We start from the raw sequence: 15,433 nt of genomic DNA, 5'->3' as shown, positions 1-15,433 counted from the left end.
CCATATCGTGCGACCTCTCCCCAACAGGGCCCGGAGCAAGGAACATTGGCCACATCGGGGGGTACCTGACGGGTAAGGGGCGCGCAGCGTCGAACAAGCGTGTAGCTTGCCGGGTCAGGAGGCCGGGGGGCCTGCTCCTGGGGGAATGTGGGGGTTGTCCGATGGGTGTGCGGCTCATGGTCGTCGACGACCACCGACTGCTGGCCGAGGCGCTCGCCTCCGCCCTCAAGCTCCGCGGGCACCGCGTGCTCGCCGCCGCCGCGCCCACCGCGGGCGCCGCCGAACTCGTGGTGAGCCGGGCCCCGGAGGTCTGCCTGTTCGGTACGGCGACGCCCGCCGTGCCGGGCACCTTCGACCCGATCGTACGGATCAAACGCGAGCGCCCCCAGGTCGCGGTGGTGGTCCTGGGCCCCGTCCCCAGCCCGCGCGGCATCGCCGCGGCCTTCGCTGCCGGGGCGGCCGGATACGTACGCCACGACGAGCGCATAGAGGGCGTCGAGCGCGCGATGGTGAAGGCGCGGGCGGGCGAGGCCGCGGTGGCGCCGGGGCTCCTGCAAGGAGCCTTCGCGGAACTGCTCAACCCCGCCGCCCAGCCCGACGACGAGGGGCAGCGGCTGCTGCACATGCTCACCCCGCGCGAGGTGGAAGTGCTGGTCAGGGTGGCCGACGGCGAGGACACCCGGCTGATCGCGGCGGGCATGGGCATCGCACCCAGCACCGCGCGCACGCACGTCCAGCGCGTCCTGATGAAGCTCGGCGTCGGCTCCCGTCTGGAGGCGGCCGCCCTCGCGGCCCGTACGGGACTGCTCGACCGGGCCACCGTGCCGCAGCGCGAGCAGTAGACCCGAGGCCCTCAACACCCGTCACCGACACGGCATTTCGGTCACACGGGCGCACCGCATTGACGATGCTGTGCGCCTGTGGTTTGTTGTGTTCGATTCTGTTGGTGGGTGTTGATGTGTGAGGTGGCAGTGAAGAAGACGTCGACCCGGCTCGCCGACGGGCGGGAACTCCTCTACTACGACACGGCCGACGACCGCGTCCGCGACGCCGTCGACCTGCGCCCGCTCACCCCCGTCGCCACCACCTCCGAGGTCCGGTACGACCCGCTGCTCGGCGACAGCGTGGCCATCGCCTCGCACCGCCAGGACCGCACCCACCTGCCGCCCGCCGACGCCTGCCCGCTCTGCCCCACCCGGCCGGGCCACGAGAGCGAGATCCCGGCCGCCGACTACGAGGTCGCCGTCTTCGAGAACCGCTTCCCCTCCCTCGCCGGTGACTCCGGCCGCTGCGAGGTGGTCTGCTTCACCTCCGACCACGACGCCTCCTTCGCCGACCTCACCGAGGAACAGGCCGCCCTCGTCGTCGAGGCGTGGACCGACCGGACCGCCGAGTTCGCCGGGTTCTCCTCCGTCGAGCAGGTGTTCTGCTTCGAGAACCGGGGTGCCGAGATCGGCGTCACCCTCGGCCACCCGCACGGCCAGATCTACGGCTACCCGTACGTCACCCCGCGCACCTCCCTGATGCTCCGCAGCCTCCAAGCGCACACGGGCGGAAACCTCTTCGACGAGGTCGTCGCCCGTGAACGCGCCGACGGCTCCCGCGTCGTCCTTGAGGGTGAACACTGGATGGCCTTCGTCCCGTACGCCGCCCACTGGCCCTACGAAGTCCACCTCTACCCCCTGCGCCGGGTCCCCGACCTGCGCGACCTGGACGACGCCGCACGGGCCGAACTCCCGTGCGTCTACCTGGAGTTGCTGCGCCGCTTCGACCGCATCTTCGGCCCCGGCCAGCCCCCCACCCCGTACATCGCCGCCTGGCACCAGGCGCCCTTCCGCCACCCGCTGCGATCCGAGTTCGCCCTGCACCTGGAACTGTTCACGGTGCGCCGCACCCCGGGCAAGCTGAAGGCGCTCGCGGGCTCCGAGTCCGGAATGGGTGCTTTCATCAACGACGTGTCGCCGGAGAGCGCGGCACAGCGGATCCGAGAGGTGGCAGGCAAATGACGGCCGGGACTTCGAAATACCTGGTGACGGGCGGCGCGGGATACGTCGGGAGCGTCGTGACCGCGCACCTGCTGGAGGCCGGTCACGAGGTGACCGTCCTGGACGACCTCTCCACGGGCTTCGGCGAAGGCGTCCCGGCGGGCGCCGAGTTCGTCGAGGGCCGCATCCAGGACGCGGGCCGGGTGCTGGACGCGTCGTACGACGCCGTCCTGCACTTCGCTGCGTTCTCGCAGGTCGGCGAGTCCGTCGTCAACCCCGAGAAGTACTGGCGCAACAACGTCGGCGGAACCATGGACCTCCTCGCCGCCATGCGCGACGCGGACGTGCGCCGCCTGGTCTTCTCCTCCACGGCCGCGACGTACGGCGAAACATCCGTCACGCCCATCACCGAGGACGTGCCGACCGCCCCGACCAACCCCTACGGCGCCTCCAAGCTCGCCGTCGACCACATGATCGGCGGCGAGTGCGCGGCCCACGGCCTGGCCGCCGTCTCGCTGCGCTACTTCAACGTGGCGGGTGCGTACGGGAGTTCGGGCGAACGCCACGAACCCGAGTCGCACCTCATCCCGCTGGTCCTCCAGGTCGCCCAGGGCCGCCGCGCCTCGATCTCCGTGTACGGCGACGACTACCCGACCCCCGACGGCACCTGCGTACGCGACTACATCCACGTCGCCGACCTCGCCGACGCCCACCTCCTCGCCCTCACCGCAGCCGAGCACGGCGTCCACCACATCTGCAACCTCGGCAACGGCGAAGGCTTCTCCGTACGGCAGGTCATCGACGCCGTCCGCAAGGTCACCGGCCACCCGATCCCCGAGGTCGTCGCCCCGCGCCGGGCCGGCGACCCGGCCACCCTGGTCGCCTCGGCGGACCGCGCCCGCACCCTGCTGGGCTGGCGGCCCTCCCGCACGGAACTGACGGACATCATCGGCGACGCGTGGGCCTTCGCGCAGGACCTCGCCAAGGGGGAGCAGGCATGAGTACCACTGAACTCATAGGCGAGTTCGAGGAGTTGTACGGGTGCGAGCCCGAAGGCGTCTGGGCGGCCCCCGGGCGGGTCAACCTGATCGGCGAGTACACGGACTTCAACGACGGCTTCGTGATGCCGCTCGCCCTGCCCCACACGGCCCGCGTCGCCGTCGCCCGCCGCACCGACGGCCTGCTGCGACTGCACTCCGGCGACATCGACGCCGGAGTGACCGAACTGCGGATCGCCGACCTCGCCCCGCAGCCCGGCGGCGGCTGGTGGACGTACCCGGCGGGCGTCGTCTGGGCGCTCCTGGAGGCGGGACACGAGGCGGTCGCGGGCGGCGCGGACGTGCACCTGCGGTCCACCGTGCCGACCGGGGCGGGACTCTCCTCCTCGGCGGCGATCGAGGTCTCCGTCGGCCTCGCCCTCGCCGACCTGTACGAACTCCCGCTCGACCGGCCCCGGTTGGCGCTGCTCTGCCAGCGCGCCGAGAACGCCTTCGTCGGCGTGCCGACCGGCATCATGGACCAGACGGCCTCCGCCTGCTGCGAGGCGGGCCACGCCCTGCACCTCGACACCCGCGACCTGTCGCGGCGTCAGGTCCCCTTCGATCCGGCCGCGCAGGGCCTGGAACTGCTGGTCGTCGACACCCGGGTCCAGCACGCCCTGGGCGACGGGGCGTACGCGGAACGGCGCGAGGGGTGCGAGGAGGGGGCGCGGCAACTCGGCGTGCACCGGCTCAGGGACGTACCGTACGAGGAACTCCCCGCCTTCCTCGGCAAGTTGAGCGACGAGCGCGTCCTTCGCTACGTACGTCACGTCGTGAGCGACAACCACCGGGTGACCCGGGTCGCGGAGCGCCTGGACGCGGGCGACCTGCGGGGCCTCGGCCCGATCCTCACCGAGGGGCACGCCTCGCTGCGGGACGACCTGCGGGTGTCGTGCGCGGAGCTGGACCTGGTGGTCGCCTCGGCGGTGGCGGCGGGGGCCCTCGGGGCGCGGATGACGGGCGGCGGCTTCGGCGGCTCGGCGGTCGTGCTGGTGGAGTCCGCGGCGGCAACTGCCGTGACGGCGGCCGTCGTTGCCGCCCTCGCGGAGGCGGGCCACCAGGCGCCCCGGGTCTTCCCGGCCAGCCCGTCGCGGGGGGCCCACCGGGTGAGCTGACGGGGGGGCAGGCGGGTGGACCGACGGAGGGCCCGGCGGGTGGGCTGACGGGGGCCCGGCGGGTGGGCTGGCGGAGGGCCCGGAGAGATCGTCCCCGTTCACAAATCGCCCATTCCCTCTCTCCTTCGGCCACAACCCGACACAGGAAGCCCACGCCGACCCCCGAGGCCAAACAGTTCTGCAAATACCCTTCCGATCAACGCCCCCACCCGTACTCTGAGGCTTGAGCACCGGTGGGGGCCGGTGCTGATCAGGGGGCGAGACAGTCGGATACGGCGCCCGGGGCCGGGGTAAGGATCGATCGCGCACGGCGGCGGCCGTGTGTGCACACGCACCACCCGAGCCCCGTTCCGGGCGTCGCATCCGCGCAGGTCCGTCCTCCGACCCATGGGGGTGTCTGAGGCAGTGGTTCGTATCCGGGTCCTGGTGGTCGACGACCACCGTATCTTCGCCGAGTCGCTCGCCGCCGCCCTCGCGGCGGAACCCGACGTCGACGTGGCAGCCGCCGGCAGCGGTCCTGCCGCCCTGCGCTGTCTGGAACGGGGCGCGGCGGAAGGCCGCAGGTTCGACGTCATGCTCATCGACACCGACCTCGGCACCGCCCTTCCGCAGGGTGGCCACCTGGGCCACCACCCGGTCGCCGTCCCCGACCATCCGGGCACCGACCAGGAAGGCCTGGTCGACGGCATCTCGCTGGTCGCAGGCGTGCGCACGGGCCACGGAAGCGTCCGTACGGTCGTGCTCGCCGAGAAGGACGACCCGCGCCGCGCCGCCCTCGCCCTCCAGGCCGGGGCCTCCGGCTGGGTCGCCAAGGACTGCTCGCTGCAACGGCTCCTCGCCGTCATCCGGGGCGTCCTGCGCGACGAGACGCATTTGCCGCCCGCCCTGCTCACCGGGGTGCTCCGCGAGCTGACCGCCGCGCGCAAGCACCGCACCGAGAGCGAGCGCCTGGTGGAGTCGCTGACCCCGCGCGAACGCGAGGTGCTGCGCTGCATGGTCGCGGGCCTCGGCCGCAAAGCCGTCGCCGAACGCCTCTTCCTCTCGCCCCACACGGTCCGCACCCACATGCAGAACGTGCTGGGCAAGCTGGGCGTCCACTCCACCCTCGCCGCCGTCGCGCTCGCGCGCCGGGCGGGGGTGGGTCCGGCGGACCTAGTTCCCGGGGATGTTGTCGAACGGGGCGGTCAACTGGCGTAGCAGACCGGCCAGTTCGCCTCGCTGGGTGCGCGACAGCTCACCGAGGATCGCCCGCTCCTGCTCCAGCAGTCCGGCGAGCGCCTGGTCGGCCCGGTCGCGCCCCTCGACGGTCAGTCGTACGAGCACACCGCGCCGGTCGCTGGGATCCGGCAGCCGCTCGACCAGGCCCTTCTTCGCGAGCCGGTCGATGCGGTTGGTCATCGTCCCCGACGTCACCAGGGTCTGCGTCAACAGCTGCCCGGGCGAGAGCTGGTACGGATCCCCGGCCCGCCGGAGCGACGTCAGCACGTCGAACTCCCAGGGCTCCAGGCTGTGCTCGGAGAACGCCAACCGGCGCGCCCGGTCGAGATGGCGCGCCAGACGGGACACCCGACTGAGCACCTCAAGCGGCTCCACGTCGAGGTCGGGGCGCTCTCGGCGCCATGCTGCGACCAGTCGGTCGACCTCGTCCTCCATGCGGATCAGTGTAGGGGGTCTGTCGACATGAAGTCTCTTCACTTCAAGTCTCTTGACATCAAGATACTTGTACGGTCAGGCTTGCGGTCATGACGACCCAACCCGCGACCTCACCTGCCGGGGCGACTCCCCCCGGGGCCACTCCCGCCGCAGTCACTCCCGCCGGGGCCACTTCGGCCGGCCCGGCGGTGCCCGTCTGGGACCCCACCCAGTACCTGCGCCACGAGGGCCACCGCACCCGCCCCTTCCTCGACCTCCTCGCCCGCATCACCCCTCCCCACGACCCCACCCGCATCGCCGACCTCGGCTGCGGCGCGGGCAACGTGACCCGCCTCCTCACCGAGCGCTGGCCGAACGCCCAGGTCACGGGCTTCGACAACTCCCCCCAGATGCTCGCGAAGGCGGCCGAGCACGCGGGCCCCCGCCTCACCTTCGCGGAGGCCGACGCCACCACCTGGGCCCCCGCCCCCGCCTCGTACGACCTGATCGTCTCCAACGCCCTCCTCCAATGGGTCCCGGGCCACGAAGCCCTGCTGCCGGGCTGGCTGGAGGGCCTCACCCCCACCGGAACCTTCGCCTTCCAGGTCCCGGGCAACTTCGACGCCCCGAGCCACACGATCCTCGCGGAGCTGCGCGAATCCCCGCGCTGGCGCTCCCGACTCACCGGCGTCGGCGACCGGGCGGGCGCGGTCTCCTCCCCGGCCTCCTACCTCTCCCTCCTCACCTCCCTCGGCTGCGAGGCGGACGTCTGGGAGACCACCTACCTCCAGCTCCTCCCCGGCGAGGACCCCGTCCTCGACTGGGTCAAGGGCACGGCCCTGCGCCCGGTCCTCACCGCCCTGGCCGACGACCCGGAGGCCGCGACCGCCTTCACCGCCGACTACGCGACCGCCCTCCGCCGGGCCTACCCCCCGACCCCCGCCGGAACGGTCTTCCCCTTCCGTCGCATCTTCGCGATCGGAGCCCGCCGGTGATCACCTCCCTCGACCACGTCCAACTCGCCGCCCCACCCGGCTCCGAGCCCGCCCTGCGCGCCTACTACACCGCGGTCCTCGGCATGCACGAGATCCCCAAGCCCCCGGTCCTGGCCGCACGCGGCGGCTGCTGGTTCCAGTCGGGCACGGTCCAGCTCCACCTGGGCATCGAGCAGGACTTCGTACCGGCCAAAAAGGCCCACCCGGGAATCCGCGTCACGAACATCGAGGCGTACGGCGCCCGCCTGGCCTCCCACGGCGCGACGGTCGTCTGGGACGACAACCTCCCGGGCCACAAACGCTTCTACTCGGAGGACCCGGCGGGCAACAGGCTGGAGTTCCTGGAGCCGGTCACAGCTTCTTGAGGGCGCTGAGGGAGATGTCGATGTCGATCTCGTACGGGCTGCTGACCTTGAGCCGGTCGCGATGGATGCCGGTGAGGGCGTACGTCTTCGACAACGGGTCGGCCTCGTAGACCCGCACCACGGGCTGCGCATCGTCGCGGGCCATCTCGACGAGCCAGAAGTGCGGAATGCCTGCGGCGGCGTACTTGCGAGGCGTGGTGTCGTGGTCGCGGGCCTCGGACTCGAGGGAGACGACCTCCACGGCGAGCCGGACGTCGGCAGCCTCGAAGCGGGACTGGTCGAGCCCGGTCACGGCCTCGGCCAGGACGACCTACAGGTCCGGTTCGGGGCCGTTGCGCCGGTCGAGCACGACGGTCATCTCCCGTTCGACCTTCAGGTCTTCGGGCAGGGTAAACAGGTCGTCCACGGTGTAGCCGTCCTGCGGCGGTACCGGCCAGCGGCAACCCGACTCGGCAGTCATGGTGGTTCCTCCCATGGACGGGATTCTGGGCCTGCCCTCTCACGGTCGCGGCCGAGATCGCACCACGTACTCACAAAGAGTGACGCGCCCCCTCCTCCGGCGCGCCCGCGATCTCCACCGCCAGCGCGATCATGTCCCGCAGGCGGGTGCAGTACTCGACCGCGCCCGCCTCGTCCTCGACCGAGGGCAGCACCTTCTCGACGGCCGCCAGGCAGGCGAGGCGGATCGTGTGCTGGTGCGTGGCGGGCGGGTCCGACAGCAGGGTCGGCACACAGCCGGCGATGTACGCGTCCAGCTCCACCAGATCCTCGCCCTCGATCTCCGCACCGCGCAGCTGCGGCGGGAAGGGGGCACGGGCGTGCGCCTTGCAGAGGCGGCGGAGGGGGTGCAGGTCGGACCTGGTCACGGGGTGGATTGTGCCCGGCGAGTGTGCGGCGCAGTGACTTGGTCCGGGTGCGGAGGTTACTTGCGGCGGCCCAGTGCCTTCGCGCGGTCGTGGGCCCAGCTGGCGAGGATCACGCCGAAGAGGGTGGAGGTGAGGTACGTGGTCAGGTTGACGGCGAAGGGTGCGCCCAGGCCGCCGAGGAGGCCGGTGTTGCCGTGGTCGATCAGGAGGCGGATCGCGCCCTGGCCGCCGATGACCACCAGTACCGCGCCGATGATCTGCAGGATGTCGAACTTCATGGCGTACGGCCTTTCCCTGTGCGGAAGTGCGGCTAATACAATGCGTTTGCATTGTATTGAGTGACGGGTGCGGCTGCAATGCGATCGCATGGAAAAAGGAGGAGGGTGCGCTCATGCCCAAGGTTGTGGACCACGAGGACCGCAGGCAGCGGCTGGCCGAGGCCGTCTGGGAACTGACCCTGCGCGAGGGGCTGGAGGGCGTCACCCTGCGGAAGGTCGCGGCCGAGGCGGGCGTCTCGATGGGGCAGGTGCAGCACTACCACTCGTCGCGGGAGGACATGGTCCGCGACGCGGTCGCGCGGGCGATGGCCGCGCTCAACGCCCGCATCGAGGCGTCGGTGAAGGCCGCGGCGGCGGGGGAGGGGGCCGGTCCGGAGATGATCCTGCGGGAGTGCCTGTACGCGATGCTCGGGCGGGACGAGGAGGGGGCGCGGCTGCTGCGGCTGTCGGTGGCCGTCCTCGGCCGCTCCATCTCGGACCCGGCGATGACATTGGTGCTCGCGCCCGGCGACGGCGAACTCCTCGACTTCACGGCCGGCCTGATCGTCGGCGCCCGGGCCGAACGCGGTACGCAGGTCGCCGGCGATCCCCGCATCGACGCGGACATCTGCTGGGCGGTGGCGTCGGGGCTGGGAGTGGATGTCGCCCTCGGAATGCGGACCGTGGCCCAGGCCGAGGGTGTGCTGGGCTATCACCTGGAGGGTGTGCTCGGGCGGGGGTGAGCGGGTGGATATGCCAAGAGCTGTTTCCTCGCGGGGGTGAATGGAGATCGTTCCGGGCCGTACGGGCACTGTCGGTTCCTAGCCTGCCGGTGTCGCTTGTGCCGCTGTGGCACCGACGCCCACACTGACGGAGGAGGTGCTTCACGATGACCGCACTCGCACACGAGGTGTCCCCGACGGTGACCGACCACTCTGCTTCCGAACTGGACGAGGTCCTGTGGGAGGCGTGGAAGGCCATGGACCTTCCCGAGGGCTACCGGGCCGAGATCATCGAGGGGTCCATCGAGGTGTCACCTACTGGTCGCCGTCGTCATCTGGTTCTCGTCAATCGCCTTCGCCGGGCCTTGGAGGCTCACCTGGCGGGCAGCAGTGAGGCACCGTACCAGGACGGCAACGTCATTCATCAGCGCAAGTCCTGGATCCCCGACCTCTTCGTCGCTCCGCTCGATCTGGAGGAGCTCCCGGACGAGGACGGGCTGGGGGTCGCCGCCCACGGCGTTTCCATGGTGATCGAGGTCGTCTCGCCAGGCCGTCAGAACACCCAGCGCGACCGCATCCGCAAGCGGCGGGAGTACGCCCGCGCCGGAATCCCGGTCTACGTCCTTGTGGATGACTTCGACGGTGACGGGGCGGTTGTCCTGCTGACCTCGCCCCGTCCGGGCGAGGCCGCCTACACCGACGAGCACCGTGTCCCGTACGGCAAGGACGCGGTGATTCCGTCCGGGCCCGCCGAGGGCTTCGTCGTCGGGGAGGACATCACCGGGGCTTGACCCGTACGTACGGAAAGGGGGGGGGCCGCCCCCGGTTGAATGACACCGGGGGCGGCCCCCCCCTTCCGTACGCGTACCCGACAGATCAGTTCTTGCGGTGCCCTATCAGGCGCGGCTTCGCCTCCAGGTTCTCCAGGCCGTGCCAGGAGAGGTTCACCAGGTGGGCGGCCACCTCCGCCTTCTTCGGCTTGCGGACGTCCAGCCACCACTGGCCCGTGAGCGCCACCATGCCGACCAGGGCCTGGGCGTACAGCGGGGCCAGCTTCGGGTCGAAGCCGCGGGCCTTGAATTCGAGACCCAGGATGTCCTCGACCTGGGTGGCGATGTCGGAGATCAGGGACGCGAAGGTGCCCGTGGACTGGGCGACCGGGGAGTCGCGGACCAGGATGCGGAAGCCGTCCGTGTACGTCTCGATGTAGTCGAGGAGGGCGAAGGCGGCCTGCTCCAGGAGCTCGCGGGGGTGGCCGGCGGTCAGGGCGCTGGTCACCATGTCGAGCAGGGAGCGCATCTCGCGGTCGACGACCACCGCGTACAGGCCCTCCTTGCCGCCGAAGTGCTCGTACACCACCGGCTTCGAGACGCCCGCCTTGGCGGCGATCTCCTCCACCGAGGTGCCCTCGAAACCCTTCGCCGCGAAGAGCGTGCGGCCGATGTCCAGCAGTTGTTCGCGGCGTTCCGCGCCCGTCATGCGGACGCGGCGGGTCCGCCGGGGAGCGGTGCGGGGTTTGTCGCCGCTCGCGTTCGGATTCGTACCTGCGGTGCTGCTGCCTTCGGTCGCCACAGGCTCCATCATGCCGTTTCTGTCGCGTTGGTCTTGTCGGGGGAGTCCGCTTCCCTGCGCCGGGAGGCCAGGCGCGATTCCGTCGGCCAGCGCACGTCGTACGCCCAGCCCGCCTGCTCGAACCAGCGGATGAAGCGGGCCGAGGAGTCGATCTGACCCTTCATCACACCGTGGCGCGCGGACGTCGGGTCCGCGTGGTGCAGGTTGTGCCACGACTCGCCGCAGGACAGGACCGCCAGCCACCACACGTTGCCGGAACGGTCACGGGACTTGAAGGGGCGCTTGCCGACCGCGTGACAGATGGAGTTGATGGACCACGTCACGTGGTGGAGGAGCGCGACGCGGACGAGGGAACCCCAGAAGAAGGCCGTGAACGCGCCCCACCAGGACATCGTCACCAGACCGCCGATCAGCGGCGGCAGCGCCAGGGACAGCATCGTCCAGTAGATGAAGTCGCGGGAGATGCGGCGGATCGCCGGGTCCTTGATCAGATCCGGGGCGTACTTCTCCTGCGGCGTCTGCTCCTCGTCGAACATCCAGCCGATGTGCGCCCACCACAGGCCCTTCATCAGCGACGGCAGGTCCTCGCCGAAGCGCCACGGCGAGTGCGGGTCACCCTCCGCGTCGGAGAACTTGTGGTGCTTGCGGTGGTCGGCCACCCAGCGGACCAGGGGGCCCTCGACCGCCATCGAACCCATGATCGCGAGCGCGATGCGCAGCGGGCGCTTCGCCTTGAAGCTGCCGTGCGTGAAGTAGCGGTGGAAGCCGATGGTGATGCCGTGGCAGCCCAGGAAGTACATGAAGATCATCAGGCCCAGGTCCAGCCAGCTGACCCCCCAACCCCAGGCCAACGGGATCGCCGCGAGGAGCGCGACGAAGGGGACGGTGATGAACAGGAGCAACGCGATCTGTTCGATGGAGCGCTTCGCCTCGCCGCCGCGCGTCGCCAGCGGTACCGGAGTGACGGCAGGTGCGGGAGAGGCGGCGGACGGCTTACGGCCGTCGGGAGACTCCGGAGCCTCATTGAGTAGATCGGGGCTGATGGTCATGAAGGTCCCCTGTGGGGTGAGAAAGCGGGTGACGCCTGGCTACGGTTCCGTAACCTACGGCCTCGTAAGTATGGCAGCGGTGAGGCCCGCCACACGAGGGCGGCGGAGCCCGGAATCCGAGGTCCTGTGGCTACGCCAGTCCCAGGTCCCCCGACCCCGCGAATATGAGGCCCGCCACACCAGGGCGGCGAGTACCCCCAGGAGGGGACACATATCCTGGACCCGTCGGACAGCGCGGTCCGAGTTCCTGCCGTACGCGTATCTCCCCACTGCAAGGAGCCGCACCTGTGAGCAGTGCCGACCAGACCCCCAACACCAGCCCCGAGCTGCGCGCCGACATCCGCCGACTCGGCGATCTCCTCGGCGAGACGCTCGTGAGGCAGGAGGGCCCCGAGCTGCTGGAGCTCGTGGAGCGGGTCCGGGCCCTGACCCGTACCGACGGCGAAGCCGCAGCAGAGCTGCTCGGCGACACCGACCTGGAGACCGCCGCACGCCTCGTGCGCGCCTTCTCCACCTACTTCCACCTCGCGAACGTCACCGAGCAGGTGCACCGTGGCCGCGAAATGCGCGAACTGCGCGCCCAGGAGGGCGGGCTGCTCGCCCGCACCGCCGACCTGCTCAAGGACGCCGACCCCGAGCACCTCAAGCAGACCGTCAAGAACCTCAACGTACGGCCCGTCTTCACCGCGCACCCCACCGAAGCCGCACGGCGCTCCGTACTGAACAAGCTGCGGCGCATCGCCGAACTCCTGGAAACCCCGGTCATCGCCTCCGACCGGCGCCGCCAGGACGTCCGTCTCGCCGAGAACATCGACCTGATCTGGCAGACCGACGAACTGCGCGTCGTCCGTCCCGAGCCCGCCGACGAGGCCCGGAACGCCATCTACTACCTCGACGAACTGCACGCCAACGCCGTCGGCGACGTCCTCGAAGACCTCGCCGCCGAGCTCGACCGGGTCGGCGTCGAGCTCCCCGCCGGCACCCGCCCCCTCACCTTCGGCACCTGGATCGGCGGCGACCGCGACGGCAACCCGAACGTCACCCCCGCCGTCACCTGGGACGTCCTGATCCTCCAGCACGAGCACGGCATCGAGGACGCCCTCCAGCTCGTCGACAAGCTGCGCGGCCAGCTGTCGAACTCCATCCGCTACACCGGCGCCACCGACGAACTGCTCGAATCGCTCCAGTCCGACCTCGAGCACCTCCCCGAGATCAGCCCCCGCTACAAGCGGCTGAACGCCGAAGAGCCCTACCGGCTCAAGGCCACCTGCATCCGGCAGAAGCTCGTCAACACCCGCGAGCGCCTCGCCAAGGGCGCCGCCCACAAGCCCGGCTGCGACTACCTCGGCACCGGCCAGCTCATCGACGACCTCACCCTCATCCAGACCTCGCTGCGCGAGCACAAGGCCGGGCTGTTCGCCGACGGACGCATGGACCGTACGATCCGCACGCTCGCCGCGTTCGGCCTCCAGCTCGCCACCATGGACGTACGCGAACACGCCGACGCCCACCACCACGCACTCGGCCAGCTCTTCGACCGCCTCGGCGAAGAGTCCTGGCGGTACGCCGACATGCCGCGCGACTACCGGCAGAAGCTCCTCGCCAAGGAACTCCGCTCCCGGCGACCGCTCGCACCCGTACCGGCACCGCTCGACGCGGCGGGGGAGAAGACCCTCGGGGTGTTCCTCACCGTCAAGGAAGCCCTCGAACGCTTCGGACCCGAGGTCATCGAGTCCTACATCATCTCCATGTGCCAGGGCGCCGACGACGTCTTCGCCGCCGCAGTGCTCGCGCGCGAGGCCGGGCTGCTCGACCTGCACGCCGGCTGGGCGAAGATCGGCATCGTGCCGCTCCTGGAGACCACCGACGAGCTGCGCGCCGCCGACGTCATCCTCGACGAGATGCTCGCCGACCCCTCCTACCGTCGACTTGTCTCTTTGCGCGGTGACGTGCAGGAGGTCATGCTCGGCTACTCCGACTCCTCCAAGTTCGGCGGCATCACCACCTCCCAGTGGGAGATCCACCGCGCCCAGCGCCGACTGCGCGACGTCGCCCACCGGTACGGAGTGCGCCTGCGCCTCTTCCACGGCCGCGGCGGCACCGTCGGCCGCGGCGGCGGCCCCTCGCACGACGCGATCCTCGCCCAGCCGTGGGGCACCCTCGAAGGCGAGATCAAGGTCACCGAGCAGGGCGAGGTCATCTCCGACAAGTACCTCGTGCCGTCACTGGCCCGCGAAAACCTGGAACTGACGGTCGCCGCCACGCTCCAGGCCTCCGCCCTGCACACCTCCCCCCGCCAGTCCGACGAGGCACTCGCCCGCTGGGACGCGGCCATGGACACCGTCTCCGAGGCCGCCCACACCGCGTACCGCAAGCTGGTCGAGGACCCCGACCTGCCGACGTACTTCCTCGCCTCCACCCCCGTCGACCAGCTCGCCGACCTGCACCTGGGCTCCCGGCCCTCCCGCCGCCCCGGCTCCGGCGTCTCCCTCGACGGACTGCGGGCCATCCCGTGGGTGTTCGGCTGGACCCAGTCCCGGCAGATCGTCCCCGGCTGGTACGGCGTCGGCTCCGGCCTCAAGGCACTGCGCGAAGCCGGCCTCGAAAGCGTCCTGGAGGAGATGCACGAACACTGGCACTTCTTCCGCAACTTCCTCTCCAACGTGGAGATGACGCTCGCCAAGACCGACCTGCGCATCGCACGTCACTATGTCGACACCCTCGTCCCCGAGGAGCTGAAGCACGTCTTCACCGACATCGAGGCCGAGCACGCACTCACCGTGCAGGAAGTCCTGCGCATCACCGGCGGCAACGAACTGCTGGACACCAGCCCCGTCCTCCAGCAGACCTTCGCCATCCGCGACGCCTACCTGGACCCGATCTCCTACCTCCAGGTCGCCCTCCTCAAGCGCCAGCGCGACGCCGCCGCCGCAGGCCAGGACGCGGACCCGCTGCTGGCCCGCGCCCTGCTGCTCACCGTCAACGGTGTGGCAGCGGGCCTGCGCAACACCGGCTGATCACACGGTGACATGCCGAAGGGCGCCCCCGGAGCATTCCGGGGGCGCCCTTCTCGTACGACCGGTGGCAATGCGTACGACTGGCAACCGGTGACCATGCACGTGACCGACAACCGGTCGCCATGCACGTGACCGACAACCGGTCCTACGAACGCCCGCCTACGAGTTGTACGTTGACTGCGCGCGCTCCAGGCCCTCGATGACCAGGGCCTCCACGGCGTCCGCCGCGCGGTCCACGAAGTAGTCGAGCTCCTTCTTCTCCGCCGAGGAGAAGTCCTTCAGCACGAAGTCGGCGACCTGCATGCGACCCGGCGGGCGGCCGATGCCGAAGCGGACACGGTGGTAGTCGGGGCCCATCGACTTGGTCATCGACTTCAGACCGTTGTGACCGTTGTCGCCGCCGCCCAGCTTCAGGCGCAGCACCCCGTAGTCGATGTCCAGCTCGTCGTGGATGGCGACGATGTTCGCCGTCGGGATCTTGTAGAAGTCGCGCAGCGCCGTGACCGGGCCGCCCGACAGGTTCATGTACGACAGCGGCTTGGCGAGGACCACGCGGCGGTTGTACGGGCCGGGCGGACCGATCCGGCCCTCCAGCACCTGCGCACGCGCCTTGTGCGACTTGAACTTGCCGCCGATCCGCGAAGCCAGGAGGTCGGCGACCATCCAGCCCACGTTGTGGCGATTGGCCGCGTACTCGCCGCCCGGGTTGCCCAGGCCCACGACCAGCCAGGGGGCCGACGGATCCGGGTCGGCCGAAGAGGCGGCCTGGCTCGGGGTCGTCATCTGCATGTCTCCTTCGTACCTACCGGTGGCCCGCA

General features: G+C 70.6%; 16 protein-coding genes and 1 pseudogene. 10 read left to right on the top strand and 7 right to left on the bottom strand.

What is annotated here, in order from left to right:
- The first annotated feature begins 161 nt into the window (after positions 1-161).
- From IE269_RS23595 to IE269_RS23575, 5 genes are all read left to right on the top strand, one after another.
- Positions 162-842, top strand: a complete 681-nt coding sequence (locus IE269_RS23595) for a helix-turn-helix transcriptional regulator (protein ID WP_189825115.1) — start codon at positions 162-164, stop codon at positions 840-842.
- 129 nt (positions 843-971) lie between these two features.
- Positions 972-2,006 carry a galactose-1-phosphate uridylyltransferase gene (gene galT / locus IE269_RS23590; RefSeq protein WP_189825114.1) on the top strand — a complete coding sequence of 345 codons (1,035 nt, stop codon included), beginning with the start codon at positions 972-974 and terminating at the stop codon, positions 2,004-2,006.
- A complete protein-coding gene (gene galE, locus IE269_RS23585; protein WP_189825113.1) occupies positions 2,003-2,986 on the top strand; it encodes a UDP-glucose 4-epimerase GalE in 984 nt (327 codons plus the stop codon). Before galT ends, galE begins: the two co-directional genes overlap by 4 nt.
- Complete coding sequence (gene galK, locus IE269_RS23580) at positions 2,983-4,140, top strand: galactokinase (protein WP_189825112.1); 1,158 nt, start codon at positions 2,983-2,985, stop codon at positions 4,138-4,140. The genes galE and galK overlap by 4 nt, the downstream gene beginning before the upstream one ends.
- Before the next feature lie 405 nt (positions 4,141-4,545).
- Positions 4,546-5,337 (top strand): LuxR C-terminal-related transcriptional regulator, encoded by a 792-nt coding sequence (locus IE269_RS23575; protein WP_229898170.1) that lies wholly within the window; start codon positions 4,546-4,548, stop codon positions 5,335-5,337.
- Here the strand turns inward: IE269_RS23575 and tamR are convergent.
- Positions 5,293-5,793: a MarR family transcriptional regulator TamR gene (tamR, locus tag IE269_RS23570; RefSeq protein ID WP_189825110.1), complete on the bottom strand. Its 501-nt coding sequence runs from the start codon at positions 5,791-5,793 to the stop codon at positions 5,293-5,295. The genes IE269_RS23575 and tamR overlap by 45 nt on opposite strands.
- 89 nt (positions 5,794-5,882) lie before the next feature.
- On the opposite strand from tamR, the gene IE269_RS23565 reads away from it, so the two are divergent.
- Positions 5,883-6,767, top strand: coding sequence for a trans-aconitate 2-methyltransferase (locus IE269_RS23565; protein ID WP_189825109.1), 885 nt, complete (start codon positions 5,883-5,885; stop codon positions 6,765-6,767).
- Positions 6,764-7,132, top strand: a complete 369-nt coding sequence (locus IE269_RS23560) for a VOC family protein (RefSeq protein ID WP_189825108.1) — start codon at positions 6,764-6,766, stop codon at positions 7,130-7,132. The genes IE269_RS23565 and IE269_RS23560 overlap by 4 nt, the downstream gene beginning before the upstream one ends.
- Here IE269_RS23560 and IE269_RS23555 read toward each other — a convergent pair.
- The 3 genes and pseudogenes from IE269_RS23555 to IE269_RS23545 all read right to left on the bottom strand — a co-directional run bounded on the left by IE269_RS23555 (position 7,119) and on the right by IE269_RS23545 (position 8,276).
- A pseudogene (locus IE269_RS23555) lies at positions 7,119-7,592 on the bottom strand (Uma2 family endonuclease). The gene IE269_RS23560 and the pseudogene IE269_RS23555 sit on opposite strands and share 14 nt — an antisense overlap.
- Before the next feature lie 70 nt (positions 7,593-7,662).
- Positions 7,663-7,998 (bottom strand): hypothetical protein, encoded by a 336-nt coding sequence (locus IE269_RS23550; RefSeq protein ID WP_229898169.1) that lies wholly within the window; start codon positions 7,996-7,998, stop codon positions 7,663-7,665.
- Positions 7,999-8,054: 56 nt separating this feature from the next.
- Positions 8,055-8,276 carry a hypothetical protein gene (locus IE269_RS23545; RefSeq protein WP_189825107.1) on the bottom strand — a complete coding sequence of 74 codons (222 nt, stop codon included), beginning with the start codon at positions 8,274-8,276 and terminating at the stop codon, positions 8,055-8,057.
- Between the two features lie 113 nt (positions 8,277-8,389).
- Here IE269_RS23545 and IE269_RS23540 point away from each other — a divergent pair, with 113 nt between their 5' ends.
- Both IE269_RS23540 and IE269_RS23535 read left to right on the top strand, forming a co-directional pair.
- Positions 8,390-8,998 (top strand): TetR/AcrR family transcriptional regulator, encoded by a 609-nt coding sequence (locus tag IE269_RS23540; protein ID WP_189825106.1) that lies wholly within the window; start codon positions 8,390-8,392, stop codon positions 8,996-8,998.
- A gap of 146 nt (positions 8,999-9,144) precedes the next feature.
- Positions 9,145-9,768 (top strand): Uma2 family endonuclease, encoded by a 624-nt coding sequence (locus tag IE269_RS23535; protein ID WP_189825105.1) that lies wholly within the window; start codon positions 9,145-9,147, stop codon positions 9,766-9,768.
- Between the two features lie 85 nt (positions 9,769-9,853).
- Here the strand turns inward: IE269_RS23535 and IE269_RS23530 are convergent, their stop codons facing one another.
- Both IE269_RS23530 and IE269_RS23525 read right to left on the bottom strand, forming a co-directional pair.
- Complete coding sequence (locus IE269_RS23530; RefSeq protein WP_189825388.1) at positions 9,854-10,558, bottom strand: TetR/AcrR family transcriptional regulator; 705 nt, start codon at positions 10,556-10,558, stop codon at positions 9,854-9,856.
- On the bottom strand, positions 10,558-11,598 hold the full coding sequence (locus tag IE269_RS23525) for an acyl-CoA desaturase (protein WP_189825104.1): 1,041 nt from the start codon (positions 11,596-11,598) through the stop codon (positions 10,558-10,560). The genes IE269_RS23530 and IE269_RS23525 overlap by 1 nt, the downstream gene beginning before the upstream one ends.
- 287 nt (positions 11,599-11,885) lie before the next feature.
- Here IE269_RS23525 and ppc point away from each other — a divergent pair, with 287 nt between their 5' ends.
- Complete coding sequence (ppc, locus tag IE269_RS23520) at positions 11,886-14,615, top strand: phosphoenolpyruvate carboxylase (RefSeq protein ID WP_189825103.1); 2,730 nt, start codon at positions 11,886-11,888, stop codon at positions 14,613-14,615.
- A 159-nt stretch (positions 14,616-14,774) separates the two neighbouring features.
- Here the strand turns inward: ppc and pth are convergent, their stop codons facing one another.
- On the bottom strand, positions 14,775-15,398 hold the full coding sequence (pth, locus tag IE269_RS23515; protein WP_189825102.1) for an aminoacyl-tRNA hydrolase: 624 nt from the start codon (positions 15,396-15,398) through the stop codon (positions 14,775-14,777).
- Between the last annotated feature and the right edge of the window lie 35 nt (positions 15,399-15,433).

The organism is Streptomyces spiroverticillatus (genome assembly GCA_014650415.1).
In the GTDB taxonomy this organism is placed as follows: Bacteria; Actinomycetota; Actinomycetes; order Streptomycetales; family Streptomycetaceae; genus Streptomyces; species Streptomyces spiroverticillatus.
This window is presented reverse-complemented; position numbering and strand designations above follow the sequence as displayed.

Bases quoted from the DNA above. Each gene is read 5' to 3' on its own strand.
- IE269_RS23595 (WP_189825115.1), top strand. From the start codon at position 162: ATGGGTGTGCGGCTCATGGTCGTCGACGACCACCGACTGCTGGCCGAG.
- galE (WP_189825113.1), top strand. From the start codon at position 2,003: ATGACGGCCGGGACTTCGAAATACCTGGTGACGGGCGGCGCGGGATAC.
- galK (WP_189825112.1), top strand. From the start codon at position 2,983: ATGAGTACCACTGAACTCATAGGCGAGTTCGAGGAGTTGTACGGGTGC.
- tamR (WP_189825110.1), bottom strand. From the start codon at position 5,793: ATGGAGGACGAGGTCGACCGACTGGTCGCAGCATGGCGCCGAGAGCGC.
- IE269_RS23565 (WP_189825109.1), top strand. From the start codon at position 5,883: ATGACGACCCAACCCGCGACCTCACCTGCCGGGGCGACTCCCCCCGGG.
- IE269_RS23545 (WP_189825107.1), bottom strand. From the start codon at position 8,276: ATGAAGTTCGACATCCTGCAGATCATCGGCGCGGTACTGGTGGTCATC.
- IE269_RS23540 (WP_189825106.1), top strand. From the start codon at position 8,390: ATGCCCAAGGTTGTGGACCACGAGGACCGCAGGCAGCGGCTGGCCGAG.
- IE269_RS23535 (WP_189825105.1), top strand. From the start codon at position 9,145: ATGACCGCACTCGCACACGAGGTGTCCCCGACGGTGACCGACCACTCT.
- IE269_RS23530 (WP_189825388.1), bottom strand. From the start codon at position 10,558: ATGGAGCCTGTGGCGACCGAAGGCAGCAGCACCGCAGGTACGAATCCG.
- IE269_RS23525 (WP_189825104.1), bottom strand. From the start codon at position 11,598: ATGACCATCAGCCCCGATCTACTCAATGAGGCTCCGGAGTCTCCCGAC.
- pth (WP_189825102.1), bottom strand. From the start codon at position 15,398: ATGACGACCCCGAGCCAGGCCGCCTCTTCGGCCGACCCGGATCCGTCG.